Raw genomic sequence first — 23,163 nt, forward strand, 5'->3', positions numbered from 1 at the left:
AGATAATAGTTTTATGTTTTATAATCTGGAATTTTCTTTTTGGTATCTGTTTCTCGGCTCGATCCTTACATATCTGGTATGGGGATTCATAGTCGCTTTTGAGGTGGTACTGGGGATGGGCGGTTCAAAAATAGCGCTGAGTTGGATAAAAAAACATCATACGTATAAACTTCTGTATAAGGAAGTTGCCGCTTTTTATCCTATGATCCTTGTCGTATACCTGTTTTTAGAACTGATCCCTCACTATATTTTTAAAGAGGAACCATTGATAAAATTCGATTTAGATAAATTATTCGAGGATTTATATGCAGACGATCGATAAGAAACGGCTGATCAAAGAACCGTTGGACAAAGATACGCTAAAACTTGCACAAGCCATTTACAGTACGTATATCGCCAATGAAAAAGATCCCTACATGTATATATCGTTAAAAAGATTGTTTAATCTTTTCGGGTTTGACGATAGTAGTGCGTCCTTGTCCAAAATAATAGAGATATTTATAGATCTGACGGAACCTATCGCAGTCGAGAACTTTGAATACGGCGGAAGAAAATACCCTAAAATCATACTTACTTTTTGTACTTTTGAAGAGATACAAAAGGATGGAGACGGACATATGGAGATAGAGTTGAACGAGATGTATTTAGAAGCAATGAAAAACTATATGTTAGACCCTTTTTTGGATATCAAGTAATGGCAAAATATATCATCTTGGATACGGAAACGACGGGTGCGGGTGAGAGTGACCGTATCATCCAGCTTGGGTACATGGTCCTTGGAAACGGCGACATCGAAGTGCAAAACGAATTTTGCTCCACAGACGTTCCTATCTCGTTTGGAGCGATGGAGGTTCACCATATCACTCCCGAGATGATCGCGGACAAACCCGTATGCAAAGATACACAGGCGTATAAAAGGCTGCTTGAGCTCAATACCGAGGAGAATTATGTCATTATCCATAATGCTCCTTTTGATATCGGTATGCTTGAAAAAGAGGGTTTTTCCCTAAAAATGAAACTGATCGACACGCTGAGGTGTGCAAAACATATCTTTGAAGATGAAGAAGCGCACAGACTACAGTTTTTTCGCTATAAGATGGGACTTTACAAACAAGAAGAAGCGGAAGCGAAAAAGCTCGGCATAGAGGTCAAAGCCCATGACGCTATAGGCGATGTGCTTACCTTAAAACTTTTTTTGACCGAGCTGAAAAAATCTATCGAAGAAAGATTTGCAGGTGAAAACCCGGTCGAAAAGATGGTGTATCTTACTCAAGAACCGATCTTTATAAAAACTTTCAGGTTCGGAAAATACAAAGGCAAAAGCCTGGCGGATGTTGCAGCCGAAGATGCCGGATATCTGCGATGGATGCTCAAATCGATGGACAATATCGACGTCGATCTGAAATATTCGATAGAAAAAGTGCTCTCTTTATGAAGATCGATGAGCTAAAAGATAAAACTCTCTTGCTTTTTGGTAAACCGGGAGCTTTTGAAAGAGATGAGTTTGATTATCAGCTTCATACTTTCAATATAACGGTCCTAAATGAGTATAGCGATAGCGTTTCATACATCGTAGAGGGCAGACTGATGACCCCTTATGAGCAAAACGAATCAGACAGGCTCTATGAAAAGGGTTTAAAGGAGAAGTTTATAAGTATCGATGTATTGGAAGAGACCTTGATCGAAAATATCGATGCCGATTCACTTTTAATGAGTTTGAAACTTTCCCATGACAGGGTCAGATTGTTATCGTATATTAAGAATCCGAAAATAAACGACGCTCTTTTTTTTCAGCTGATGAAACTTTACGATTGGCAGAATGAAGGATTCTTTGAAAATGATGAAAACCGTGACGTCACCGCGGCATTGATATCCAGATTTTACGAGAATATAGAAAGAAACCATAATGTACAATATGCGGCATTGGGGCTTATGCATTTGATAGAACAGACCACGGACGGGAATCTGATCGAAGCCATAAGCACGCTTTCTCCGATAAAAAACGGGTTTTCCAACGCCTCTTTATATCCGATAATACTTTCGATCGCAAAAAACAGTGTCACTCCCGACTCAGTGCTAAAAATACTGCTTAAAAACGGGAATCTAGAGATCAGAAAGATCATAGCGTCAAAAGAGAATCTTGATGCAGATTTGCAAAACATACTTTTTTCTTTGAACGAAGAACAGATCAATATATCGCTTTGCAAAAATCCGAATCTTGCTCCTGAGCTTGTGAAACAGCTACAAGAGAATTTTTCCGATATCATCGCGGAAAATCTTTTGCTTGATAATGAATCTTTTGAATTTTTTTCACAGATTTCTCCTAAATATCTGGCAAAGAACAAGACATTGACAAAACGGATGCAAGATAAACTTTTGTCGCTGAATAACAAAGAGGTAACGGCATCCTTGGCGACAAATTCGAATATCGACGAGAATATCGCAGATGAGATATTGCTTCTCGGCGACGATGAGATAAATCTCTCTTTGTTCTCAAACGAAATGGTAAAAGAGGAGAACCTGAGAGAAGCTTATCTGCATGAAAAAAACTACCTCTCTCTTGCCGGAAACTCGAAGACACCGGAAGATATTTTGCGAAAATTGGCATCTGAAGGAGATATTGAGATCATCAAGGCATTGTGTAAAAATCCTTCAACCCCGGTAGATCTTTTGTATGAATTCAGGCTCGATCAAAGACTGGAGCGTTTAGTGAGCCAAAACGAAGCGTTTGCAGATCATATAAAAACTCAAAACATAGGATGGCAGGATTGAAAGCAAGCGAGATAAAAAACTCCGTAGAAGCGATGGTAGAACAGAAAATACCGACATTTCTCTGGGGTGCTCCAGGAATCGGAAAGTCATCTATCATACGGCAGATAGCCGAACAAAAAGATATAGGCTTTATAGATCTGCGTCTCTCTTTGATGGACCCTACTGACTTGAAAGGGATACCCTTTTACGATAAGCATGAACACTCGGCCGTATGGGCCGCTCCCTCGTTTTTGCCAAAAGAGGGGAGAGGAATACTCTTTTTGGATGAACTCAACTCCGCACCGCCTGCCGTCCAAGCTTCGGCATATCAGCTGATACTGGACAGACGTGTAGGAGAGTATGAACTTCCTGCAGGCTGGGCGATCGTGGCTGCGGGAAACCGGGAGAGTGACAGGGGCGTGGTCTATAGGATGCCATCACCCCTTGCCAACCGTTTCGTGCATCTGGAGATGGATGTGGATGTGGGAGATTATAAGGAGTGGGCGTTTAAAAACGGTATCGATGAGCGTATCATCGCCTATGTCGGCTACAAGAACGAGAACCTTTTTACCTTCGATGCTACAAAGAACGAAAAAAGCTTTGCAACGCCGAGAAGCTGGGAGTTTGTTGACAGAGTCTTGAAATCACCTATGGACGAAAAGCTGCTTTTAGACAGTATAGGAGGGGCGGTCGGACACGATATCGCAGTCGATTTTTTGAGTTTTTGCAAAGTTGCCGGCAGACTGCCGGACATCGAGGAGATACTTGCTTCTGGTGAGGGTGAATACCCAAGCGATGTGGATGTACTTTATGCGCTTAGTGCAGGACTCGTTTCAAAGACTTTGAAAAATAAAGAGCGGCTGGACAACCTTCTGCGTTATACCTTGGAATTGCAAAGCGAATTTGCCGTCATGATAGTTCAGGAACTCCAACGCTACGGTGTAAGGATGGAACACTCGCAGGAGTTTAAGAACTGGGTGCGAAAGTTTAGTTATCTGCTCTCATGAGTCTGCAAGCAAAGATATCCCGCGCAAAGGCCAAACTTTTGGTCGATTATCCCTATTTCGGTACGCTTGCAAGCAGGCTAAAACTGATAAAAAATGAAAATATCTCCGCATTTCTAAGCGACGGAACGAAACTGGAATATAACGACGAGTATCTGAAATCTTTAGAGATAAGCGAGCTGGAGTTTGCTTTGAGCAACGGTGCGATGCATACGGTACTTTCACATCAAAACCGTAAAAACTCCCGTTATGGCTGGCTTTGGCAGCTCTCTACCGACTATGCGATAAACTCCATGCTCGTTCAAAACGGTCTTGATATGCCTTTGGGCGTTAACTATGATCCGCGATTTGAGGGTCTGTATGCAGAAGAGATATACGAGATACTTCGCGACGAGATAAAAAACGAGGAGTTCAGCGATAATGAGAGTGACGAGACGGGATTCAACGAAGATAACAAACGTCACAACAACAAACAAAACAGTTCCGGCAGCAGCGATAAAAAAGATGAGAATGCGCCGAAGATGGAGGTTGAGAACATCGTAGATGAGGAACTGCTCTCAACAATGAACGAAAAGCTGATCCAAGATGAACTTATCCGCGGTGATCTGCCTTTAGGACTTGATAGGTTCTTTGATCTGACTTCTTCTTCGAAGATAGACTGGAGAGAAAAGCTGAGAGATGCGATAGACCGCTTTTATAAAGATGACTACAGGGTTCTTCCGCCCGCTAAAAAGCTGTTGTATCTCGGCACCTACCTGCCTTCGCTTACAAGCAACAGGTTTAAGCTTACTATTGCCATAGACAGTTCGGGTTCGGTAGATGAACAGATGTTAAGTTCTTTTATGAGCGAGGTAAACTCCATAATGCTGAGCATTTCAAACTATGAAATAGATATTTTGGTTGCCGATGCGAAGGTATATTCCCATGAAACTTTTTATGAGGGAGACGAACTTCTCTACACGTTAAAAGGAGGGGGCGGGACCGATTTTAGACCTGTCTTTGAGTACATAGAACAAAATCTCTATGACACTGCATTACTGCTTTATTTTACCGATCTAAACGGGATGTTTCCAAAAGAGCAGCCGCTATATAACGTAGCGTGGATAGCACCTAAAAAAAGCGATATCCCTTTTGGAGAACTTATCGTTATGGACTAGTTGAAGAGTATCTGGTTTTTGCCGCTGTTCTTTGCATTATAGAGAAGCATATCGGCGCTGTTGACGCTCTCTTGCAATGTGTCTTCAGGAGAGGTCTGTGCTCCGATGCACACTGTGTAGGATATCTCTGTTTGGGCGCTTTTGACATAGGAAGTTTCGACTTGATGCTGCAGCGTCTGTAACCTTTCCCTTGCTTCGTTTTGCGAGATCCCTTTGAAAAGGATACAAAACTCCTCATTGCCAAAACGAGCCACTATATCTTCGACACCGCTGTTTTTCGTAAGGATGTTCGAGAGGTTGACGACCACGTCATCAGCAGCCTCATGACCATACGTATCGTTTATCTTTTTATAGTCGTCTATGTCTATCATAGCGATACAGAAGTTTTGTTCGCTCTCTTTGGCTTCATTGAAGTATTCATACGCTTTTTCATAAAAATGTCTGCGGTTATAGACACCGGTCAAAAAGTCTCTGCTGGCGTTATGCGTTATCTTTTCGATATTTTCCAAAGCCTCTATGGCGTTGTTGAGCCTGCAGGAAAACTCCTCTTTGGAAAAGGGCTTATATATGTAGTCGTTCGCTCCGTTTTTCAAAAATAGTGCGGTTATCTCATCATCCTGATTCGATGAAAGTGCTATGATGCTCAATTCGTTTTTAGAGTGAGTCTTTCTGATCTCTTTTGTCAGTTCAAGCCCGTTCATAACCGGCATATTATAGTCTGTCAGTACGATTTTTATGTCAGGATGGGTTTGAAGCATTCCCAATGCTTCTTCTCCGTGAGCGACCGTATAGACGTTGAAAAAAAGGTTCTTAACCATTTTTTGGAGCTGATTTCTAAACACAAGAGAATCATCGACTATGAGAACTTTATGGTTCTGGTTCTTCACAAGACGCAAGATAGTGGATATGATATAGTCGATATTCTCCACGCCGTCTTTTTTTATGTAATCGATCACATCTTTTTGAAGTATCGATTTTCTCAGCTCTTTGTTCATATTGGCACTGAGTATTATCGATTTTATATTTTTTGATATCATAAAATCGACGATCTCTCCGTTTGGTGCGTCGGGTAGGTTAAGGTCAAGAAGCGTCACGAAATATTCGTATTTTTTGGTAAAAAGTTTGGCTTCTTGCATCGAAAAAGCTATATCTATCTCAAAATTCAGAGAGGTTTTGAGTTTTTTTGCGATAAGTTTTGCCAGTGCCTTATTGTCTTCAACGATCAAAATTCTATGCATATTTTAAACTCCCTAGTTGTAACGGTATTGTACCGACTATAATGTTAATATGCTCTAATAATTATGATTTTATGTGCAGTTTACGGGAGTTGATGTAAAATAAAAGATACATAAGGAACGTATCTGAATTTTGAGGAAAATATTTGAGCATTTACAGAGAATATGATATACGGGGTATCTTTGAAAAAGAGTTGAACGAAGCAAGCGTCGTGCGCATCGGCTATGCGCTCGGCAAGAGAATAAAGGGAGAATATGTGGCAGTGGGATACGATGCCAGAAGCCATTCGCCGATCCTTTTTGAGTATCTGGTGCGCGGACTCAACGCAGGTGGTAAAAAAATACTTGACATGGGAATGGTCCCCACGCCGGTCAATTATTTTGCCAACTATCAGGAGTGGGAAGGCATCACTCCCGATGCCTCCGTTATGATCACAGGTTCGCACAATCCAAGTGAATACAACGGCTTTAAGATCACGATAGACAAAGCCCCTTTTTTCGGGGAAGATATCTATGAACTGGGTCAAGAAGTAGAATCGATGGATATGCCGCGTGAAACAAATAGGAGCGTAACGAAGATAGATGCCCTTAGCCGCTATGTAGATTTTATGGTCAAAGAGTTTTCCCATCTTCGCGGTATGAAAGAGCGTATAGTCTATGATTGCGGAAACGGCGTCGCCGGCATAGTGACACAGAGGATATTTGATGGTCTGGGATTAAATGCCAGAGGGATATATACGGATCCCGACGGAACGTTTCCAAACCATCATCCCGACCCTTCGGTCGAACATAATCTCAAAGATATAAAAAAACTGCTTAAAAAAGAGGGCGATATCGCTTTTGCGTATGACGGAGACGCAGACCGCATAGCGGTTCTTACACATAAAAACAATATCAAAGGCGATATGATGGCGCTTTTATACTCGCTGAAGATAAAAAATCCCGTAGTCGTAGGCGAAGTGAAATGCTCTCAGGTGATGTATGATGAACTAGAACGCCGCGGCGGTAGGGCTGTCATGTACAAGACGGGACATTCAAATCTTAAAGTGAAGATGAAGGAGATTGGTGCCGATCTGGCATGCGAAGTAAGCGGGCACGTTTTCTTTAAAAACCGCTATTTCGGGTATGACGATGCGATCTATGCGACTCTCAGGATGCTTGAGCTTGTGCAAGACGGTATCGATTTGGATGCCGAACTGGCGAAGCTGCCGGAAATTTTCTCGACTGAAGAGATAAAAATAGAGACGACCGAAGTCCAGAAATTCAAGATCATAATGAAAGTAAAAGAACTCTTGAAAAATCCTCCAAAAGACTTTCCGCACATTAGAGAGATCATAAATGTAGACGGTGTAAGAGTAGTTTTTGACAAAGGATGGGGATTGGTGAGAGCGAGCAATACGACGCCTGTTTTAGTGACGCGTTTTGAATCGACATCGAAAAAAGAGCTTAAAACGTATGAGAATGTTTTAAACGCTCTTATAGAAAAAGCAAAACAAGATTTATAGTAAAAGTAATAATAAATATAAATTTTACATATAATTAATTTTAAGTGAGATAGAATTGCAGACTTTTAAACCACAAGGAAGTTTGAACAATGATCTTTTTCACCGTTTTGTTTTTAGTATTTTTGTATTTCAAGATCGCCAGAGTCCATAAAAAAGAGGAGCTTATGAACACTGCGATGCTGGTGCAGCATCTGTTGGTAGGATTGAGCGCCGTCTCCCTTTTGTACTACGGCATCCTGTTTGTTAAGTGGTACTTTTTCATGCTTTTGGTCGTCTTGTTCGTGATCGTCGCATCTTTGGCGGTAACGACCGTTCAGCTGGGAATTTTTGTCGACGGAAAGCCGATGTTCGGGCTGAGCAAGACATATAAATATCTTCCGATCCTCACTATTGCGATCCTTTTATTCTCAACTGTTCTCTGGGGCTTTGAAACAGGGGTTATCTAAAGTTTTATTTGGATTTTGATATACTTTGTTTTATGACTAAAATAAGGAAAACAATGAAAACCCATACTCTTTTAATGCCTCTTGACATGCATCTTCATCTCCGTGACGGTGTTATGCTGGAAAACGTGGCGCCTCTGAGCGCTTACAGTTTCAGCGGTGCATTGGTCATGCCGAATCTCGTTCCTCCTCTGACGACAAAAGATGCCGTTTTAGCATATAAAGAGCGTATCATGGCGGCGGTTCCAAATGACTATTTCGAACCCTATATGACCCTTTTTTACCAAAATTACGAAAGAGCGTTTTTAGAGAGTGTCGTCGATACTATCTTGGCGATCAAACTCTATCCCGCCGGTATCACGACAAACTCCGAGAGCGGTGTAAAAGCCTTTGATATCGAAGCGATGAGACCTACATTACAAGCTATGAGCGACCTTGAGATACCTTTGTGCGTTCACGGCGAGACGGACGGTTTCGTGATGGACAGAGAAGCGGAATTCATGAGCATCTATGAACTCCTGGCACAGAACTTTCCTAAGTTGAAGATAGTCATGGAGCATATCACTACAAAAGCGGCCGTGGAGATGCTTGAGAAGTATGAGAACCTTTATGCAACAATCACGCTTCACCATCTTTTGATAACGCTGGACGACGTGGTAGGCGGAATGATGAAACCACATCTTTTCTGCAAACCTATCGCAAAGCGCCCCGAGGACAGGGAAGCTCTTTTAAAAGTGGCTCTTGAAGCACATCCAAAAGTGATGTTCGGTTCAGACTCGGCTCCTCATCCTCAGGATAAAAAAGAGTCTTGCGGATGTGCCGCGGGCGTATTTACCGCTCCTATCGCACTGCAGGTTTTGTGCGAAATATTCGACGAGTTTAATGCGCTTGAGAACCTTCAGAATTTTGTGAGCGACAATGCCCAGCGCATTTACGGGATATGTCCGGAGTTTAAAGAGGTCTCTTTAATCGCTTCGCCTTTTAAAGTACCCCAGAATTACTCCGGCGTCATTCCGATGTATGCGGGCGAAACTATAGGATGGTCGATAGAAAATGTCGAGTAAGATCCTGCTTTTAGAAGACGATCTTCTTTTGTGCGAGACTATCGCCGATCTTCTTGAAGACGAAGGATATGAGGTCACGCAGTGCAAAAACGGACAAGAAGTTCTTGACCTGACCTACAAAGAGAGGTTTGATCTGTACCTTTTGGATATAAACGTACCCATCATAAACGGACTCGATCTCTTAAAAGAACTTCGCCTCTCAAACGACAAGACTTCCACTATTTTTCTTACTTCGCACAAAGAACAGGAGATGCTTTCAATCGGCTTCCTTCACGGTGCGGACGACTATATAAAAAAACCTTTTGACTCCTATGAACTTCTTTTACGCATAAAAGCCGTTTTGAAACGCTATAAAGGCGATGAGAACGAGTGCATCGGTCAATTGTGCAACGATAAGAACAGAAAGCGTATCCACTATAAGCAAAAAGAGCTCGACCTCTCTCAAAAGGAGTATGCGCTTTTATCGCTGCTGATGAAAAATGCAAACGAAGTCGTAACCAAAGAGATGATAGTCTATGAGCTTTGGAACAACAATGAAGACGTAAGCGACGGAGCTATCCGTGTCTATATAAACCGTTTAAAACATTTTCTGGATGAGGGCATGATCGAGAATATACGGGCAGTGGGTTACAGACTTGTTTTACAATCTTAGACGATATATATTTTTATATTATTTCATAACGGTCATCATCTTCGGCGGGGGATTTTCTTATGTAAAAGATACCGCCAAACCCGTAGATGCGTATATAATAATCACGGTATTTTTGATCCTCGTCGTTATATCGGGTATCATCATATCAAAGCTTGCCATCGAACCCCTTGAAGAGTACGTAACAAATCTCGAAGAACTTTCACGCGACACCCTGCATGAACTCAACCTTCCCATCGCTACCATAAAAACGAATGTCGATATGATAGAAAAGAAGCTTTCCGATGAAAAATCTCTAAAACGTCTAAGCCGTATCAAAACCGCATGCAATATGCTGACGCAAAGATACAACGAGCTTGATTATATGATAAAGAGACAGACAAAAAGGGAGATCATAGAGCGTTTCGATCTCAAAGAACTCATAGATGAGCGTGTAGAATTTTTACGGAATATTTACGTAGAAGTGGAATTTACCAAGGATTTAGAAAATTTTATTATAAATATGGATAAAATCGGGCTTAGTAAAGTGATAGACAATATCATAGATAACGGCGTGAAATATTCACAAAATGCAAATAAGATAGATATAACACTCAAAAACAAGGTGTTACGCATCAAAGATTACGGAATAGGCATCGATGAGGTGGTGCTGCTTCGTATCTTTGACAGATATTATCAAAATGACGACAGTATGCCCGGATTTGGCATCGGACTCTCTATGGTAAAAAGATTTTGCGATACGCATCGCATAAAATTAAACATAGAATCGAAAAAAGGTAGCGGGACTACCATATTTTTAGACTTTAAAGGCAGCTAATGGAAACATCGACTTTTTTAACGTACGCGGAAAATACACTTGATTACGGAATAATGGGAATACTTTTTTTGATGAGTATCGTGACATTATGGCTCTTTATAGAGAGGCTCATGTTCTACAGATCGGTGAGACTGGAAGATTATGACAATAAAGATACGCTCGAACTCGATCTCAGCGATAACCTTTCGACGATCGGTGCAATGGGTGCGAATGCTCCTTATGTCGGGCTTTTAGGGACGGTTATCGGTATTATGCTGACCTTTTACAGTCTCGGTGATATAGGTGCAGTAGATGCAAAAAAAATAATGATGGGACTTGCCCTCGCTCTAAAAGCGACGGCTTTAGGCCTCGTTGTGGCTATTCCCGCCATCTCGTTTTATACGATCCTGCTTCGCAAAATGGAAAAAATAATTGTGAAGTTCGATATACTCCGCGAGGCGAAAAGATAGATGAAACAAAGAAGAAAGTTTGATCAGATAAACGTCATACCGTTTATCGATATTATGCTCGTACTTCTTGTCATGGTGCTTACTACCGCCACGTTCGTAAAACAGGGGATCATTCCCGTAAATCTTCCCGAAGCCAAAACAAAAGAGAAGAACGATCTTCAAAAAGAGGTCGCCATCTACGTCAACGCCAAAGGCGAGATCTATTACGACAAAGCCAAAGTGACACTAGAGGAGCTGGAAAAAAATTTATCGTTGATCGCTAAGACGCAGACGGTGGTTTTAAGAAGCGACAAAGAGTCGAGATTCCAAGATTTTGTGAATGTCATGAACATATTAAAACGTTTGAATCACGAGCAGCTTTATATCGTTACGAAAGAGTGATGTCTTACTTTGTCTACATCTTGAAGTGCAGCGACGATACTCTTTATACGGGAATAACCAAAGATATAACAAAGCGCTTAGCAGAGCATAACGGTTCGGTAAAAGGTGCAAAATACACAAAGACGAGAAGACCCGTAGAACTGCTGTATCAAGAAGAGTTCGACGACAGAAGCAGTGCGTCCAAAAGAGAATATGCCATAAAAAAACTAAGAAGGGACGAGAAGCTTGCGCTTATCATGAAAGGGGAGTAAAAAGAGACAGCTTTTACTCCTGCTTGTTTTATGTCTTAAAGTGTCCGAGTTTGCCGTTTAGCTCTTCTGTCAACGAGTTGAGATGTTCGGAGGCAGAAGCTATCTCTTCGACGTTTCTTGCATTGGTGGAAGAGATGGCGTTGATCTCCTCCATTTTAGAAACGATGGTTTGCACATGGTTGCCTGTCGTCTCAAAATCTTTTGCCGTTTTATCGCTGGCATGTACTGCGGAGAGGACTATATCGACGGTATAGTTTATCTTTGTCTCTACATCTTTGGATATTTTCGAAAGCTCTTCGATCTCTCTTGAGTTTTCGCTCATCTTACCCGATGCGTCGATAATGGACTGCACTACGACGTTTATCGTGGCATTTATCTCGGTGAGCGACTTCTGGGTACGTTCTGCAAGTTTTCTTACTTCATCCGCAACGACGGCAAAACCGCGTCCATGTTCGCCTGCACGTGCCGCTTCTATGGCAGCATTAAGCGCTAAGAGATTTGTCTGATCGGCGATATCGGAGATGATCTCCAAAACATTTTTGACTTCGTTTGCATCTTGGGATAAAGCTTCCATATTATGCGAAAGCTCTATCTCTGTCTGAGCGGTCTCCTGTACTTTTGAGGTCAGGGAGATGATATTGTCTCTTGCGCTGCCGAGGTTTTCGTTGGCTTGGATAATATTTTCCTTACTGTGCTGTGCTTCGGATATGGCGGAGAGTATCTCGGATTGTATATTCGAAGCAAAACTTGTCGCTTCGTTGACTATCTTCACGGAACGTTCGACGTTTGTTCCGACGGTCAAAGAGGTGGTCGAAAGTTCATGGGATATCGCCGCATTTTCGGATGAGGAGCTTTTTGAGTTCTCTATAAGATTGCGCAGCTGATCTAAAAAACGGTTGAAGCTTTTAGCCATCTCATGTATCTCCTGCGGGGCATGTTCATCGACATGGATACTCAGATCATTTTCATCGCCTATTTTCGTAAGAGTGTTTTTAAATTTGTTCAGCGGTCCGTTCAAACCGTTTTTGATGATATATACCGCAAGTATCACTCCTAAGAGCAAACCGAATATAAGGGTATTTATCATCACTGCCTTTGAACTGTTCAAAGAGCTCATGGAGGAGTTGCTCAGTCTTATTGTCCCTTGTAAACCTGCACTGTTCACACTGTCGACATATTTTAGAGCGTTGGCTCCGTTCTCTGTTACTTTCAGAGCATAGCTGTCTACCTCAAGAGAGACCGCATGGAGTTCTTGAAGGTTGACCTTATAGTCTTTGAGAGAGTTTTCCGCTTTTGCTATAGCTTCAAGATCGCTCTTTGAAGTGGTGGTTTTTCTGAGTTTGTCGTATAGAATATCGAGCTTGTCAAATATTTTTAGCCCGTCTTTTAAGACCTGATTATTTCTTCTGGCGGCGGATTTGAAGTTTGCGATGCGTATGCTGCTTGCAAGCAGGTTCGAATCATATAGGAGATGGATCCTTTTCAATCTGGCATCTATCTTGATACCTTTTTTCATATCGGATTTTAAAAGTTCTTTTTGGTGGCGGGTCAGCTCGTTGGTAACGGCGACAAAGGTGTTTGCATCATCGTCCAATTTGGCTCTGAGAATCTTCTTTTGTTTAAACGCCTGATCGATCGCATCCAGTGCTTCATGGTATTTTCCTATCCGTTCTTCAAGAGGTTTTATCTCTTTTTTCAACTGCAACAGGTTCGGGAATCTGTCCGAGTGCTGTTGAGCGTCTTTGATCCATCGGTCGACCTTTTTGAAGTCGCTGTCCACCGATGCTTTGTATTTGGGATCTTCGGAATAGAGAAATTTTCCTACGTTGATCTGTACGTTTGCGAAATCACGTGCTATCGCAGAGACTATCTGCACCTCTTTTACATATTGTTTGCCTAGTCTATCCGAGTTGTCGACGGCTTTTAAGATGTTGCTGACACCGACAAAACCCATGATTATCAAGAAGAACAATAATAGCCCGAATCCGATGCTTATCTGTTTGCTTAAACTTATTTTATTCATCGTTCACCTTATTGTATTTTTTGCAGAACCGACAAAAAAGCCGGTGTTTACAAGAATTTTATAAGTGAATATACAATAGTTAGTAAACGTTTTTTTTCATCAAAATAATGGAGGGATTTTTCTCGCTTGTTTTTTTCTTGGGTGTTTTTTTTACAGCGGGCTTCGCCGTGGTGTTTGTGTCAAAGACTTTTGTCTTCTCTTGTTTGATGTCATGAAAGAGAGTCGTAGCTATGAAGAACAAGATCATGATGACCACTATTGCCGCATAAAAGAGAAGATAGTTTTTTATCTGTCCCGATTCAAAGGGATTGTCTATTTTCATGATCGTCGTTTTTCTTTTTCGAAAAAGTAGTTCGTGGCCTCTACGAAGCCTTCGACGCTTCCACAGTCAAATCTTCTGCCTTTAAACTTATAGGCGAGTACTTTGCCCTGCTTTGCCATCTCTAAAAGAGCGTCGGTTATCTGGATCTCTCCGCCTTTTCCCGGTTTTGTTTCTCTTATGATATCGAAGATATCGGGCGTAAGGATGTAACGGCCTATGATCGCAAGGTTTGTAGGTGCATCGGCAGGGTCTGGTTTTTCGATCATATCGGTGACTTTTACGACGTCATCTTGAATGAAGTCGCCTGCGACGATACCGTACTTGTTGGAGTTTTTGATATCTATCTCTTCGACGGCAACGATACAGCATTTATGTTTTTTATACAGCTCACTCATCTGAGAAAGCACGGAGTTCCCGCTGTCGTTGTCACACAGATCGTCTGCGAGTATAACGCAAAAAGGTTCGGTTCCTATTAACGTTTCTCCCGAGAGTATCGCGTGCCCGAGCCCTTTCATCTCTATCTGGCGCGTGTATGAGAAGGTGCATTTGTCGATGACGTCGCGAATTTCGGTAAGGTAATGCTCTTTTGACGTGCCTTTTATCTGATGTTCAAGTTCATAGGAGATATCGAAGTGGTCTTCTATGGCGCGCTTGCCGCGCCCCGTGACTATGGCCATTGTATCGCATCCCGCTTCTATGGCTTCTTCTACGCCGTATTGGATAAGAGGTTTTGTAAGGATCGGAAGCATCTCTTTTGGCATGGCTTTTGTCGCAGGCAAAAATCTGGTACCGTATCCGGCAGCCGGGAATAAGCATTTTTTGATCATAAAGTATCCTATTTTTTACTAAGTCTGTAATTATATCTTGATATTTTTTAATGCAAGTTTGAATAAAGAGAAACAAAATTATAATAAACGCAGATAAAATCATAGAAAGGTCATAAATGAGTGTTTTGTTAGAGTTTAGTATGTTTCCAACATCCGATGAGTGCAGAGAAGGGGCTTCGGTGTCCAAACAGGTAAGCCGGGTCATAGATGCCATAGACAAGTCGGGTGTAAACTATCAACTGACGCCGATGGGTACCGTGGTGGAGACAGATACTATGAAAGAAGCGTTGAATATCATCGAGTTGGCATATGAACAGCTTGAAGGATGCGAAAGAGTCTACTCCTCTTTAAAATTCGATATCAGAAAAAATACAAAGAACAGGCTGAAAACAAAAATACAATCGGTAAAAAGGAATTTAAACAGGGAAATAAACACATAATCAAGCGAATTTTTATCTTTCCTTGTGCTTTGTCCTTTATTCAGCTATACTCTTTTTAACAAAAGATGATTCGAGTTATATCTTTGGCCTGCTTTATATTGATGACTTCCGGTTGACAGTTAAAAACACCTAAAAATAAAATTCATATTAGATTTTCGACCACTTTGGAAACAGGGTGTATTCAAACAAAAAGGTATAACAATGGCAACATTAGTAAACGGAACAGTTAAATGGTTCAACAGTGAAAAAGGCTTCGGATTTATCGAACAAGAAAACGGCGGAAAAGATGTATTTGTACACTTTCGTCAGATCAACAGCAACGGATACGGCCGTGTATCACTAGACGAAGGTCAAAAAGTGACTTTCGAAGTAGGACAAGGTGAAAAAGGTCCGCAAGCAGAAAACGTTACAGCACTGTAACTTTTTTGTGAGTGGGTCTCCCCGCTCGATTTTCTACCGCATTACCCTCACATTCTAAATCATAACGCACAAAAAATCAGACTACTTTTTTAAGAGCTTTTTTTGCGGCTTTTTTCGCTTTTTTTGCAGTTGCAGGCTTTTTCTTCAGTACTATTTTTGCAGCTTGCTTTGCAACAGGTTTAAGTTTCTTTTTCGAAACCACTTTTTTTGCCGCTTTCTTTACAACTTTTTTGACCTCTTTTTTCTTTAGAGCTTTTGCCATTGCCATATCCTTTTGAGATTTTTTATCACATCACCAAAAAATAGTAATATAATATTACTATTGTATAGAATATATGGATATATGTCAACTTTATATAGAGATTAGCTATAATTTGTATCATCAGGAGAGACAATGACCTTTATCGAATTTAAAAAACTTTTGCTTGATGCCGACATCACTTTGCCTAAATTCAGCAAGCTTATCGGAGTAAGCGAAAAAAATCTTCAATCCTATAAAAAAAAGGGAGAGGTGCCAAATACCATCGCTGTCGTAGCGAGCTGTTTTGCACATATGAACCTGAACAAGATCGATTACCGCACCCTCGTTCAAAAACTTGAGCTTCAACCAAAAAGTAAAAAAAATTCCGGATTCGCAAAAAAGAAAAAAGAAAACAGGCAGACAACGGATAAAGAAACAGCAAAATAGGGCGTTTTTCTATCTATTTTCTTTTTTAAGTTATTGTTTTGGTTCGTTAATTATGAATAGGAACAAAGATGAGAAAAGAGATTGTAGATACAAGAGTGCCTCAGATCATTATATTGTACTGGATAATCAAAATAGCTTCCACCACTCTTGGAGAAACAGGAGCCGATATGTTCTCGATGACATTTCAGTTTGGATATGCTGCTACTATCATGATCTTTATGACGATTTTTTTACTTTTTTTTGCAATCAAGCTTTCGCTTAAGAGATATGAACCCATCACATACTGGCTGACTTTTACCGCTACGGCGATCGCAGGGACGGCAATATCCGATTTTATAGACAGGACGCTTGAACTGGGATATAGCGTGGGCTCTTTGATCTTGGTATCTTTGCTGGGTATCGTTCTTTATGTCTGGCATAAAAAAGACAGATCCCTGTCGGTTGAAAAGATATATACGACCTCTTCGGAAGTGTATTACTGGATAGCCTTTTTGATCGCAAATACGTTAGGCACAGCTGCGGGAGATTTTCTGGCCGATGACTTGAACATAGGTTTTGTGCAAAGCGCCACGCTTATATCACTCGTTTTGATCAGTCTGGTAGTGATGAACTACTATACAAAAATCTCCAAAGTATTTCTGTTCTGGCTGGCTTTCGTGCTTACCAGACCTTTTGGTGCGACTTTTGGAGACCTGCTTACAAAGCCGATAGATCACGGCGGGCTAAATCTGGGAACTGTCGGCGCTTCTTCGTTTTTTATGACAGTGCTTGTAATCGCATTGTTTTTAGAGATAAACTACGAGAAGATAAACCACTATAGAAAAAAAATATTTTACAGATAGGACATAGAAAATATAGCGACCTAATGTAAAGTTTATGTTATTATTAACTGCACGTTTAATCCACTAATCTAAAAGGTTGTACTATGGAAGTAAAATATGTAGGCCCAAAACCCGTCATTTCTCATACAAGTATACATTTTGACAGCAATAAAGAGGATAAATACGTATATCTGAACATAGCGCTGCAGCTCGTAGAAGCGCTCGATCATGACTATATAAAAAATAAGACGTATGATCATCTGCTTGATGTTTCATTGTCGGATAGAGAGATGCTGGATATACTGCAAAAACGGTGTCCGAATTTTTCAGACCTTATGGACAGGACAAACAATAACGTAGAAGACGAAATAGAGGAAAATCTGCAAAGAACGCATGAAAACAGTATACTCAACGACGAAGAAAAAGAGGTTCTGGAGAAAAACATAAAGCTGATGCGCGATTATCTGATACAGCGCTCCATAAACAAAAAAGCGTACTACTGCGTGATGAAACTGCTGGCCGACATAGTCCAACAAGACCACATAGACCAGATCACTCTGCCTATGAAACAAAATTACGTCCATGTGCTTCACTCTTTGCAGGGAACTTTGGTAAAAGAGAAAATGCCTATCGATACAAAGCTGACTATGTTTGAAAAAGACAAAGCGTTCTATGTCACTCTCAAAGTCGTAAATCTGCTTCAAAGCGGTCATAAACCGATATAAAAAGGATCTTTATGGTGCTTAGCGATCTTGTTTCCACCCTGCAGCTGTCTATCGGACCGGTCATCCTTATCTCCGGCGTCGGTCTGATCATCTTAAGCCTTACCAATCGTTTTGGACGTATCATCGACAGAACACGCCAACTCTCCGTCGAGTACCGCAGTGCTTCGGGCGCAGATCTTCACCGTATTTTATCCGAACTCAAGATACTTACAATAAGGGCAAAAGTGATAAGAGGCAGCAACTTTATGGCCGTACTGAGCGTTTTGTTCGTCTCGTTTATTATCATCGGCCTGTTTTGGTCCGCTCTGTTTAAGATCAATATCGGTTATCTCATCGTCGCGCTGTTCATTGCAAGCATTATCAGCTTGATCTGGGCACTTTTTTTATTTATATATGATCTTGAACTCTCTCTAAAAGCGCTTTGGATAGAACTTCCCGACTCGATAGCCAAACCGGATAAAAAATAAGAATCGTTTTATAGAGTGATTTTCGTCATGAAAGTTTGAATGGTGTCAAGAGAGAGACTTGAACTCTCGACCTCCGGCTTATGAGACCAGCGCTCTAACCAGCTGAGCTACCTTGACATTCTTTTTAAGAGGCAGAATTATATATTACCAAACCTTTAGAAATCTTAAAAGACGGGTTCTTTTTTTGAAACAGTCTTGATGTTAAAAAAGTATAGTCCTTTATAGTAAATATAGTTTAGCTGTATCGGCTCAATGTATATTGACATTTTTACCTTTATCTTGTAGAATTTCAAAAAATTATTTAGGAGGACATATGAATTTTCAACCACTAGGAAATCGTATTTTAGTTGAACGTACGGAAGAGGCTAGTACAACATCCACTGGTATAATAATCCCGGATAATGCAAAAGAGAAGCCGTCTCAAGGCAAGGTCGTTGCAGTCAGCGGCGAAGTAAAAAGTATCTCAAACGGTGATACCGTGGTGTTTGGTAAATACAGCGGTAACGAGTTGTCTCTTGAGGGCACTAAGTATGTAGTTATTGACGTTGATGACGTTTTTGGAATAATAAAATAATTTAGGAGAGAGTTTTTATGGCAAAAGATATAGTTTTTTCAGACGAAGCACGTAATAAATTGGCAAAAGGCGTCGCACAGCTCTGCGATGCGGTAAAAGTTACGATGGGGCCGCGCGGACGCAACGTACTTATCCAAAAGAGCTACGGAAGTCCTGTCATAACAAAAGACGGTGTCTCCGTAGCACGCGAAATCGAACTTCAAGACAGACTTGAAAATATGGGTGCACAGCTTGTAAAAGAGGTTGCATCAAGAACTGCGGATGAAGCGGGTGACGGTACTACTACGGCTACCGTTTTGGCAAATGCCATCTTTAGCGAGGGGCTTAGAAATATCACTGCAGGTGCGAATCCTATCGAAGTAAAACGCGGTATGGATAAAGCATGCGAAGCTATTTTGGAAAATCTCAAAGCAGCATCAAAATCGGTAAAAGACAAAAAAGAGATAGCACAGGTCGCGACGATCTCCGCAAACTCGGATACACAGATAGGCGATATGATAGCCGAAGCGATGGATAAAGTCGGTCAAGACGGCGTCATCACGGTCGAAGAAGCCAAAGGTATCTCCGACGAGCTTGTAGTTGTCGAAGGTATGCAGTTTGACCGCGGATATCTTAGCCCGTATTTTATAACCAACACCGAAAAGATGACGGCAGAGATAGAACAGCCGTATATCTTGCTGAGTGACCAAAAGATCACATCTTTAAAAGATCTTTTACCTGTTTTAGAGCAGGTGCAAAAAACTTCCCGTCCGCTGCTTATCATTGCCGAAGATGTAGAGGGTGAAGCTCTTTCTACGCTGGTCGTGAACAAACTCCGCGGCGTATTGAACATCACTGCCGTGAAAGCTCCGGGATTCGGCGACCGCCGTAAAGCTATGCTGCAAGATATCGCAGTTCTTACAAACGGTACGGTGATCTCCGAAGAAACGGGACATACGCTTCAAGGTGCGACCATCCAGCATCTGGGTCAGGCGGGGCGCGTCGTAATAGACAAAGACAACTCTGTCATTGTAAACGGTGCGGGAAGCAGCGAAGCCGTGAAGATGAGAATCTCGGAGATAAAAACTCAGATCGAATCGACATCCAGCGAATACGACAAAGAGAAACTTCAAGAGCGTCTGGCAAAACTCAGCGGCGGTGTAGCGGTCATCAAAGTCGGTGCGGCGACGGAGACTGAGATGAAAGAGAAAAAAGACCGTGTGGACGATGCACTTTCTGCTACGAAAGCAGCAGTCGAAGAGGGTATCGTCATCGGCGGCGGAGCTGCGTTAGTGCGTGCTGCTTTAGATGTCAAACTCGAACTTGCAGGAGATCAGAAGATTGGCTGCGAGATCATCCTTCGCGCCGTAAAAGCTCCTGTAAAACAGATAGCGGTCAATGCAGGATACGATGCAGGTGTCGTAGTCAATGCAATAGAGAATGCGGATAACAAAAACGTGGGCTTCAATGCCGCGTCGGGTGAGTATGTGGATATGTTCGATGCGGGGATTATCGATCCTCTAAAAGTCGAACGTGTCGCACTTACGAATGCTACATCGGTCTCAAGCCTGCTTCTTACGACCGAAGCGGCTATATTTGAGATCCCTGAAGAAAAACCGGCTCCGGATATGAGCGGTATGGGTGGTATGGGCGGCATGCCGGGTATGATGTAACCTTTGGGGTTACAAGACCTCTTTTCCTCTTCTTTTTGAAGAGGATTTTTAAAACTACACAACATGCAAAATTTTTTACTTTATTTGTATTTGGTTGTCTTTGATTCATTACAATGGTTTTTGCGTTAATCTATAAAAGGGATTTAAGATATGAAAAGAGAAATATTAATAGTCACGGTTTTGATGACGAACATTGCGTTTGCTTCCGTTTTACCGGCCGGAGTAAGAACGATCCGGGAGATAGATACAAATAAAAATACGATAAACACTCTTTCAAGCGCCGCGAGTATGCGTCTTTATAAAAGAGGTCTTGAAAAAGAGACCGCAAATCAAAAAGTTTTAAGATCGCTAAACGGAGATGAACATACGAACTCTCTCATGGCACAAAACATCATGGATCATTTCAAAGAGATAAAAAACGAAGATATCGTCAGGTACATAAGTGACTGCGCTCTGTTTGAAAAAAAAGTAAATTTAAGTTCATATGACGATATCATAGCCCTTTTGCAAAAAACAAACAGATTCAAACTGGATGAAGATAGTTTGAAAAAGATTCAAAAGATCAGTTTGGAGAATCAAAAAATAACACAAGTATTGTCGTAAAATCTGCAAATCCGCCGTTTATAGGATAAAATTGTCGATATGAAAAAAATAATTTTAATCCTGTTGGCGGCGGTATCGTTCTCTGCAGCTCAAAAAGTGGTTTTACAGCTGAGCTGGCTGAATCAATTTCAATTTGCCGGGTATTATGTGGCAAAAGAGAAAGGGTTTTACAGAGATGTAGGTCTTGATGTCGATATCAAAGAGTTTCAAAACGACACAGATCTTTCCAGCGTCATCCAAAAAGGCAAAGCCGACTTCGCCGTAGGGCGTTCATCCCTGCTGATCGACAAGATAAACGGCAAAGACGTCGTCGCTCTTGGCTCTATTTTTCAAGAATCTCCTTTGATCCTGCTGACAAGAGACGATGCCAATATCAGCTCCGTAAAAGACCTTATGCACAAGCGTATCATGATGACAAACGACGCCAAGGACACGGCATCGATTATGGCCATGCTGTTTTCAAACGGCATAGCTCAAAAAGATATCAAGATAATACCTCATAGTTTTAATCTAAATGACCTTATAAACAAAAAAACCGATGCTATGGCTTCTTATATATCCAATGAACCTATCAGGATGGAAGAGAAAGGGATTGGGTATAAGATCTTCGATCCGAAAGATTACGGGTTTTATTTTTACAGCGATATCCTTTTCACCTCTTCTAAATTCATAAAAAATAATCCGAAATTGACAAAAGATTTTTATGAAGCCAGCATCAAAGGCTGGAGATATGCCTTCGATCATATCTCACAGACTGCGGAGATCATACATAACCATTACAATACGCAGCACAAAACATTGATCGAGCTGATAAAAGAGGGGGAAGTGCTAAAGCATTTAGCTTTAAAAAAAGATACGCCTTTAGGTTATTTGGACAGAAACCAGCTAAACGATATCGTAAAGGTTTACAAAGTACTGGGAATAGTTACGAAAAATATAGATCTGGACACGTTTATATACAAATATAACCATCCTACGGAACTTGCATTTAAACTGAAATATAGGGATATATGGTTTATAGGGATCATTTTCATACTGCTGCTGATAAGTTTGAACTTCATTCTTTTGTTCATAAGTCTCAGAAAAAGATGGATCCATACTCAAAGCCATCTGAAACAGACGATAGCCGATCAAAAAGAGGAGATAGACAAGCAAAATAAGATCATTATCGTACAGTCCAAAATAGCTGCCATAGGCGAAATGCTCAGTAATATTGCTCATCAATGGCGACAGCCTCTAAATGTCATCTCGCTTAGCACGGCAAAGATCGAGACCGCTTTGCTTTTAGGCAAAGAGATGAAAAACGAGGATTTTCTAAAAATCAGTAACGATATCAACCTGCAAACAGAATACCTGTCGCAGACGATCGATGATTTTCGAAACTATTTTAGTCCAAACAGTGAAAATTTTGCATCGTTTAATATAAAAGATACTATCGGCAAAGTGAACGAACTGACCAAAGAGGTCTTTAAAAGCAGCGGCATCGAGATGATCATGAGTATGAAAGAGTGTGTTATCACCCACAATGAGAATTTTTTGATACAGGCTTTGCTCAATATCTATAATAATGCCAAAGACGCGATCATCGAAAACGGTACGGCGCAGAGATATTTTTTTATCGATCTCAGATGTGATGAAGAGAAGATAGTCATTACGTTAAAAGATTCCGGCGGGGGTATCGACAGTGAGACGATAGAAAAGATCTTCGAACCTTATTTTACTACAAAATACAAATCCAAAGGGACCGGACTGGGTCTATATATTACGTATTCGATCATCACGCAGCAGTTAAACGGAACGATATCGGCGCACAACGTCAAGTATAGATACAAGGATCATGACCTTTCGTGTGCAGAGTTTGTTATAACCCTTCCGATCTATTTTTCTTAATGCAG

Annotated in this window: 29 protein-coding genes and 1 tRNA gene; 24 read left to right on the forward strand and 6 right to left on the reverse strand. The window is 41.2% G+C overall.

Going from position 1 to position 23,163, the window contains the following annotated elements:
• The first annotated feature begins 13 nt into the window (after window positions 1-13).
• From WCY03_RS02725 to WCY03_RS02750, 6 genes are read left to right on the forward strand one after another with little or no spacing between them, the layout of a single operon-like run.
• Window positions 14-322, forward strand: coding sequence for a hypothetical protein (locus WCY03_RS02725; protein WP_345993458.1), 309 nt, complete (start codon window positions 14-16; stop codon window positions 320-322).
• Entirely contained in the window at window positions 306-695 is a 390-nt protein-coding gene (locus WCY03_RS02730; RefSeq protein ID WP_345993459.1) for a hypothetical protein, read from the forward strand. The genes WCY03_RS02725 and WCY03_RS02730 overlap by 17 nt, the downstream gene beginning before the upstream one ends.
• A complete protein-coding gene (locus WCY03_RS02735) occupies window positions 695-1,435 on the forward strand; it encodes an exonuclease domain-containing protein (protein ID WP_345993460.1) in 741 nt (246 codons plus the stop codon). Before WCY03_RS02730 ends, WCY03_RS02735 begins: the two co-directional genes overlap by 1 nt.
• The gene (locus tag WCY03_RS02740) at window positions 1,432-2,772 is read left to right on the forward strand and encodes a hypothetical protein (RefSeq protein ID WP_345993461.1); all 1,341 of its coding nucleotides are present in this window, start codon (window positions 1,432-1,434) and stop codon (window positions 2,770-2,772) included. The genes WCY03_RS02735 and WCY03_RS02740 overlap by 4 nt, the downstream gene beginning before the upstream one ends.
• Window positions 2,769-3,758: a MoxR family ATPase gene (locus tag WCY03_RS02745; protein WP_345993462.1), complete on the forward strand. Its 990-nt coding sequence runs from the start codon at window positions 2,769-2,771 to the stop codon at window positions 3,756-3,758. The genes WCY03_RS02740 and WCY03_RS02745 overlap by 4 nt, the downstream gene beginning before the upstream one ends.
• Entirely contained in the window at window positions 3,755-4,912 is a 1,158-nt protein-coding gene (locus tag WCY03_RS02750) for a VWA-like domain-containing protein (protein WP_345993463.1), read from the forward strand. Before WCY03_RS02745 ends, WCY03_RS02750 begins: the two co-directional genes overlap by 4 nt.
• On the opposite strand, the gene WCY03_RS02755 is transcribed toward WCY03_RS02750, so the two are convergent.
• On the reverse strand, window positions 4,909-6,150 hold the full coding sequence (locus tag WCY03_RS02755) for a diguanylate cyclase (RefSeq protein WP_345993464.1): 1,242 nt from the start codon (window positions 6,148-6,150) through the stop codon (window positions 4,909-4,911). The two genes, WCY03_RS02750 and WCY03_RS02755, sit on opposite strands and share 4 nt — an antisense overlap.
• A 143-nt stretch (window positions 6,151-6,293) precedes the next feature.
• On the opposite strand from WCY03_RS02755, the gene WCY03_RS02760 reads away from it, so the two are divergent.
• The 8 genes from WCY03_RS02760 to WCY03_RS02795 all read left to right on the forward strand — a co-directional run bounded on the left by WCY03_RS02760 (window position 6,294) and on the right by WCY03_RS02795 (window position 11,706).
• Window positions 6,294-7,652: a phosphomannomutase/phosphoglucomutase gene (locus tag WCY03_RS02760; RefSeq protein WP_345993465.1), complete on the forward strand. Its 1,359-nt coding sequence runs from the start codon at window positions 6,294-6,296 to the stop codon at window positions 7,650-7,652.
• 89 nt (window positions 7,653-7,741) lie between these two features.
• Window positions 7,742-8,098, forward strand: a complete 357-nt coding sequence (locus WCY03_RS02765) for a hypothetical protein (RefSeq protein ID WP_345993466.1) — start codon at window positions 7,742-7,744, stop codon at window positions 8,096-8,098.
• A 53-nt stretch (window positions 8,099-8,151) separates the two neighbouring features.
• Window positions 8,152-9,159: a dihydroorotase gene (pyrC, locus tag WCY03_RS02770; protein WP_345993467.1), complete on the forward strand. Its 1,008-nt coding sequence runs from the start codon at window positions 8,152-8,154 to the stop codon at window positions 9,157-9,159.
• Complete coding sequence (locus WCY03_RS02775; protein ID WP_345993468.1) at window positions 9,149-9,811, forward strand: response regulator transcription factor; 663 nt, start codon at window positions 9,149-9,151, stop codon at window positions 9,809-9,811. The genes pyrC and WCY03_RS02775 overlap by 11 nt, the downstream gene beginning before the upstream one ends.
• Window positions 9,795-10,625: a HAMP domain-containing sensor histidine kinase gene (locus WCY03_RS02780; protein ID WP_345993469.1), complete on the forward strand. Its 831-nt coding sequence runs from the start codon at window positions 9,795-9,797 to the stop codon at window positions 10,623-10,625. Before WCY03_RS02775 ends, WCY03_RS02780 begins: the two co-directional genes overlap by 17 nt.
• Window positions 10,625-11,074 carry a TonB-system energizer ExbB gene (gene exbB, locus WCY03_RS02785; RefSeq protein ID WP_345993470.1) on the forward strand — a complete coding sequence of 150 codons (450 nt, stop codon included), beginning with the start codon at window positions 10,625-10,627 and terminating at the stop codon, window positions 11,072-11,074. The genes WCY03_RS02780 and exbB overlap by 1 nt, the downstream gene beginning before the upstream one ends.
• Window positions 11,075-11,455, forward strand: a complete 381-nt coding sequence (locus WCY03_RS02790; RefSeq protein WP_345993471.1) for a biopolymer transporter ExbD — start codon at window positions 11,075-11,077, stop codon at window positions 11,453-11,455.
• Window positions 11,455-11,706, forward strand: coding sequence for a GIY-YIG nuclease family protein (locus tag WCY03_RS02795; protein WP_345993472.1), 252 nt, complete (start codon window positions 11,455-11,457; stop codon window positions 11,704-11,706). The genes WCY03_RS02790 and WCY03_RS02795 overlap by 1 nt, the downstream gene beginning before the upstream one ends.
• 28 nt (window positions 11,707-11,734) lie before the next feature.
• Here WCY03_RS02795 and WCY03_RS02800 read toward each other — a convergent pair whose 3' ends face one another.
• The 3 genes from WCY03_RS02800 to galU all read right to left on the reverse strand — a co-directional run bounded on the left by WCY03_RS02800 (window position 11,735) and on the right by galU (window position 14,878).
• The gene (locus WCY03_RS02800; RefSeq protein ID WP_345993473.1) at window positions 11,735-13,729 is read right to left on the reverse strand and encodes a methyl-accepting chemotaxis protein; all 1,995 of its coding nucleotides are present in this window, start codon (window positions 13,727-13,729) and stop codon (window positions 11,735-11,737) included.
• A 79-nt stretch (window positions 13,730-13,808) separates the two neighbouring features.
• On the reverse strand, window positions 13,809-14,051 hold the full coding sequence (locus WCY03_RS02805; protein WP_345993474.1) for a hypothetical protein: 243 nt from the start codon (window positions 14,049-14,051) through the stop codon (window positions 13,809-13,811).
• Complete coding sequence (galU, locus tag WCY03_RS02810) at window positions 14,048-14,878, reverse strand: UTP--glucose-1-phosphate uridylyltransferase GalU (RefSeq protein ID WP_345993475.1); 831 nt, start codon at window positions 14,876-14,878, stop codon at window positions 14,048-14,050. Before galU ends, WCY03_RS02805 begins: the two co-directional genes overlap by 4 nt.
• A 116-nt stretch (window positions 14,879-14,994) precedes the next feature.
• On the opposite strand from galU, the gene WCY03_RS02815 reads away from it, so the two are divergent.
• Both WCY03_RS02815 and WCY03_RS02820 read left to right on the forward strand, forming a co-directional pair.
• Complete coding sequence (locus WCY03_RS02815) at window positions 14,995-15,318, forward strand: MTH1187 family thiamine-binding protein (protein ID WP_345993476.1); 324 nt, start codon at window positions 14,995-14,997, stop codon at window positions 15,316-15,318.
• 201 nt (window positions 15,319-15,519) lie between these two features.
• A complete protein-coding gene (locus WCY03_RS02820) occupies window positions 15,520-15,738 on the forward strand; it encodes a cold-shock protein (RefSeq protein WP_345993477.1) in 219 nt (72 codons plus the stop codon).
• A 76-nt stretch (window positions 15,739-15,814) separates the two neighbouring features.
• On the opposite strand, the gene WCY03_RS02825 is transcribed toward WCY03_RS02820, so the two are convergent.
• A complete protein-coding gene (locus WCY03_RS02825; protein WP_345993478.1) occupies window positions 15,815-16,000 on the reverse strand; it encodes a hypothetical protein in 186 nt (61 codons plus the stop codon).
• A gap of 132 nt (window positions 16,001-16,132) precedes the next feature.
• On the opposite strand from WCY03_RS02825, the gene WCY03_RS02830 reads away from it, so the two are divergent.
• The 4 genes from WCY03_RS02830 (at window position 16,133) to WCY03_RS02845 (ending at window position 18,439) form a co-directional block, all read left to right on the forward strand.
• On the forward strand, window positions 16,133-16,426 hold the full coding sequence (locus WCY03_RS02830) for a hypothetical protein (protein ID WP_345993479.1): 294 nt from the start codon (window positions 16,133-16,135) through the stop codon (window positions 16,424-16,426).
• Window positions 16,427-16,494: 68 nt separating this feature from the next.
• A complete protein-coding gene (locus tag WCY03_RS02835; protein WP_345993480.1) occupies window positions 16,495-17,268 on the forward strand; it encodes a hypothetical protein in 774 nt (257 codons plus the stop codon).
• Window positions 17,269-17,351: 83 nt separating this feature from the next.
• Window positions 17,352-17,972 carry a hypothetical protein gene (locus tag WCY03_RS02840; protein WP_345993481.1) on the forward strand — a complete coding sequence of 207 codons (621 nt, stop codon included), beginning with the start codon at window positions 17,352-17,354 and terminating at the stop codon, window positions 17,970-17,972.
• A gap of 11 nt (window positions 17,973-17,983) precedes the next feature.
• Window positions 17,984-18,439 (forward strand): DUF2721 domain-containing protein, encoded by a 456-nt coding sequence (locus WCY03_RS02845; RefSeq protein WP_345993482.1) that lies wholly within the window; start codon window positions 17,984-17,986, stop codon window positions 18,437-18,439.
• 40 nt (window positions 18,440-18,479) lie between these two features.
• On the opposite strand, the gene WCY03_RS02850 is transcribed toward WCY03_RS02845, so the two are convergent.
• Window positions 18,480-18,556, reverse strand: a tRNA-Met gene (locus WCY03_RS02850).
• A 196-nt stretch (window positions 18,557-18,752) separates the two neighbouring features.
• On the opposite strand from WCY03_RS02850, the gene groES reads away from it, so the two are divergent.
• From groES to WCY03_RS02870, 4 genes are all read left to right on the forward strand, one after another.
• A complete protein-coding gene (gene groES / locus WCY03_RS02855) occupies window positions 18,753-19,013 on the forward strand; it encodes a co-chaperone GroES (RefSeq protein ID WP_345993483.1) in 261 nt (86 codons plus the stop codon).
• A gap of 17 nt (window positions 19,014-19,030) precedes the next feature.
• Window positions 19,031-20,665, forward strand: coding sequence for a chaperonin GroEL (gene groL, locus WCY03_RS02860; protein WP_345993484.1), 1,635 nt, complete (start codon window positions 19,031-19,033; stop codon window positions 20,663-20,665).
• Window positions 20,666-20,815: 150 nt separating this feature from the next.
• Window positions 20,816-21,268, forward strand: a complete 453-nt coding sequence (locus WCY03_RS02865; protein WP_345993485.1) for a hypothetical protein — start codon at window positions 20,816-20,818, stop codon at window positions 21,266-21,268.
• A gap of 39 nt (window positions 21,269-21,307) precedes the next feature.
• On the forward strand, window positions 21,308-23,158 hold the full coding sequence (locus WCY03_RS02870; RefSeq protein ID WP_345993486.1) for an ABC transporter substrate-binding protein: 1,851 nt from the start codon (window positions 21,308-21,310) through the stop codon (window positions 23,156-23,158).
• Window positions 23,159-23,163: the final 5 nt, after the last annotated feature.

Source organism: Sulfurimonas sp. HSL-1716, assembly GCF_039645975.1.
Lineage (GTDB): Bacteria > Campylobacterota > Campylobacteria > Campylobacterales > Sulfurimonadaceae > Hydrocurvibacter > Hydrocurvibacter sulfurireducens.

What these genes read in the sequence shown, in the direction of transcription:
- WCY03_RS02725 (WP_345993458.1), top strand. Translation starts at nt 14, where the DNA reads ATGTTTTATAATCTGGAATTTTCTTTTTGGTATCTGTTTCTCGGCTCG.
- WCY03_RS02730 (WP_345993459.1), top strand. Translation starts at nt 306, where the DNA reads ATGCAGACGATCGATAAGAAACGGCTGATCAAAGAACCGTTGGACAAA.
- WCY03_RS02735 (WP_345993460.1), top strand. Translation starts at nt 695, where the DNA reads ATGGCAAAATATATCATCTTGGATACGGAAACGACGGGTGCGGGTGAG.
- WCY03_RS02740 (WP_345993461.1), top strand. Translation starts at nt 1,432, where the DNA reads ATGAAGATCGATGAGCTAAAAGATAAAACTCTCTTGCTTTTTGGTAAA.
- WCY03_RS02750 (WP_345993463.1), top strand. Translation starts at nt 3,755, where the DNA reads ATGAGTCTGCAAGCAAAGATATCCCGCGCAAAGGCCAAACTTTTGGTC.
- WCY03_RS02755 (WP_345993464.1), bottom strand. Translation starts at nt 6,150, where the DNA reads ATGCATAGAATTTTGATCGTTGAAGACAATAAGGCACTGGCAAAACTT.
- WCY03_RS02765 (WP_345993466.1), top strand. Translation starts at nt 7,742, where the DNA reads ATGATCTTTTTCACCGTTTTGTTTTTAGTATTTTTGTATTTCAAGATC.
- pyrC (WP_345993467.1), top strand. Translation starts at nt 8,152, where the DNA reads ATGAAAACCCATACTCTTTTAATGCCTCTTGACATGCATCTTCATCTC.
- WCY03_RS02775 (WP_345993468.1), top strand. Translation starts at nt 9,149, where the DNA reads ATGTCGAGTAAGATCCTGCTTTTAGAAGACGATCTTCTTTTGTGCGAG.
- exbB (WP_345993470.1), top strand. Translation starts at nt 10,625, where the DNA reads ATGGAAACATCGACTTTTTTAACGTACGCGGAAAATACACTTGATTAC.
- WCY03_RS02790 (WP_345993471.1), top strand. Translation starts at nt 11,075, where the DNA reads ATGAAACAAAGAAGAAAGTTTGATCAGATAAACGTCATACCGTTTATC.
- WCY03_RS02795 (WP_345993472.1), top strand. Translation starts at nt 11,455, where the DNA reads ATGTCTTACTTTGTCTACATCTTGAAGTGCAGCGACGATACTCTTTAT.
- WCY03_RS02800 (WP_345993473.1), bottom strand. Translation starts at nt 13,729, where the DNA reads ATGAATAAAATAAGTTTAAGCAAACAGATAAGCATCGGATTCGGGCTA.
- WCY03_RS02805 (WP_345993474.1), bottom strand. Translation starts at nt 14,051, where the DNA reads ATGAAAATAGACAATCCCTTTGAATCGGGACAGATAAAAAACTATCTT.
- galU (WP_345993475.1), bottom strand. Translation starts at nt 14,878, where the DNA reads ATGATCAAAAAATGCTTATTCCCGGCTGCCGGATACGGTACCAGATTT.
- WCY03_RS02815 (WP_345993476.1), top strand. Translation starts at nt 14,995, where the DNA reads ATGAGTGTTTTGTTAGAGTTTAGTATGTTTCCAACATCCGATGAGTGC.
- WCY03_RS02820 (WP_345993477.1), top strand. Translation starts at nt 15,520, where the DNA reads ATGGCAACATTAGTAAACGGAACAGTTAAATGGTTCAACAGTGAAAAA.
- WCY03_RS02825 (WP_345993478.1), bottom strand. Translation starts at nt 16,000, where the DNA reads ATGGCAAAAGCTCTAAAGAAAAAAGAGGTCAAAAAAGTTGTAAAGAAA.
- WCY03_RS02830 (WP_345993479.1), top strand. Translation starts at nt 16,133, where the DNA reads ATGACCTTTATCGAATTTAAAAAACTTTTGCTTGATGCCGACATCACT.
- WCY03_RS02835 (WP_345993480.1), top strand. Translation starts at nt 16,495, where the DNA reads ATGAGAAAAGAGATTGTAGATACAAGAGTGCCTCAGATCATTATATTG.
- WCY03_RS02840 (WP_345993481.1), top strand. Translation starts at nt 17,352, where the DNA reads ATGGAAGTAAAATATGTAGGCCCAAAACCCGTCATTTCTCATACAAGT.
- WCY03_RS02845 (WP_345993482.1), top strand. Translation starts at nt 17,984, where the DNA reads ATGGTGCTTAGCGATCTTGTTTCCACCCTGCAGCTGTCTATCGGACCG.
- groES (WP_345993483.1), top strand. Translation starts at nt 18,753, where the DNA reads ATGAATTTTCAACCACTAGGAAATCGTATTTTAGTTGAACGTACGGAA.
- groL (WP_345993484.1), top strand. Translation starts at nt 19,031, where the DNA reads ATGGCAAAAGATATAGTTTTTTCAGACGAAGCACGTAATAAATTGGCA.
- WCY03_RS02865 (WP_345993485.1), top strand. Translation starts at nt 20,816, where the DNA reads ATGAAAAGAGAAATATTAATAGTCACGGTTTTGATGACGAACATTGCG.
- WCY03_RS02870 (WP_345993486.1), top strand. Translation starts at nt 21,308, where the DNA reads ATGAAAAAAATAATTTTAATCCTGTTGGCGGCGGTATCGTTCTCTGCA.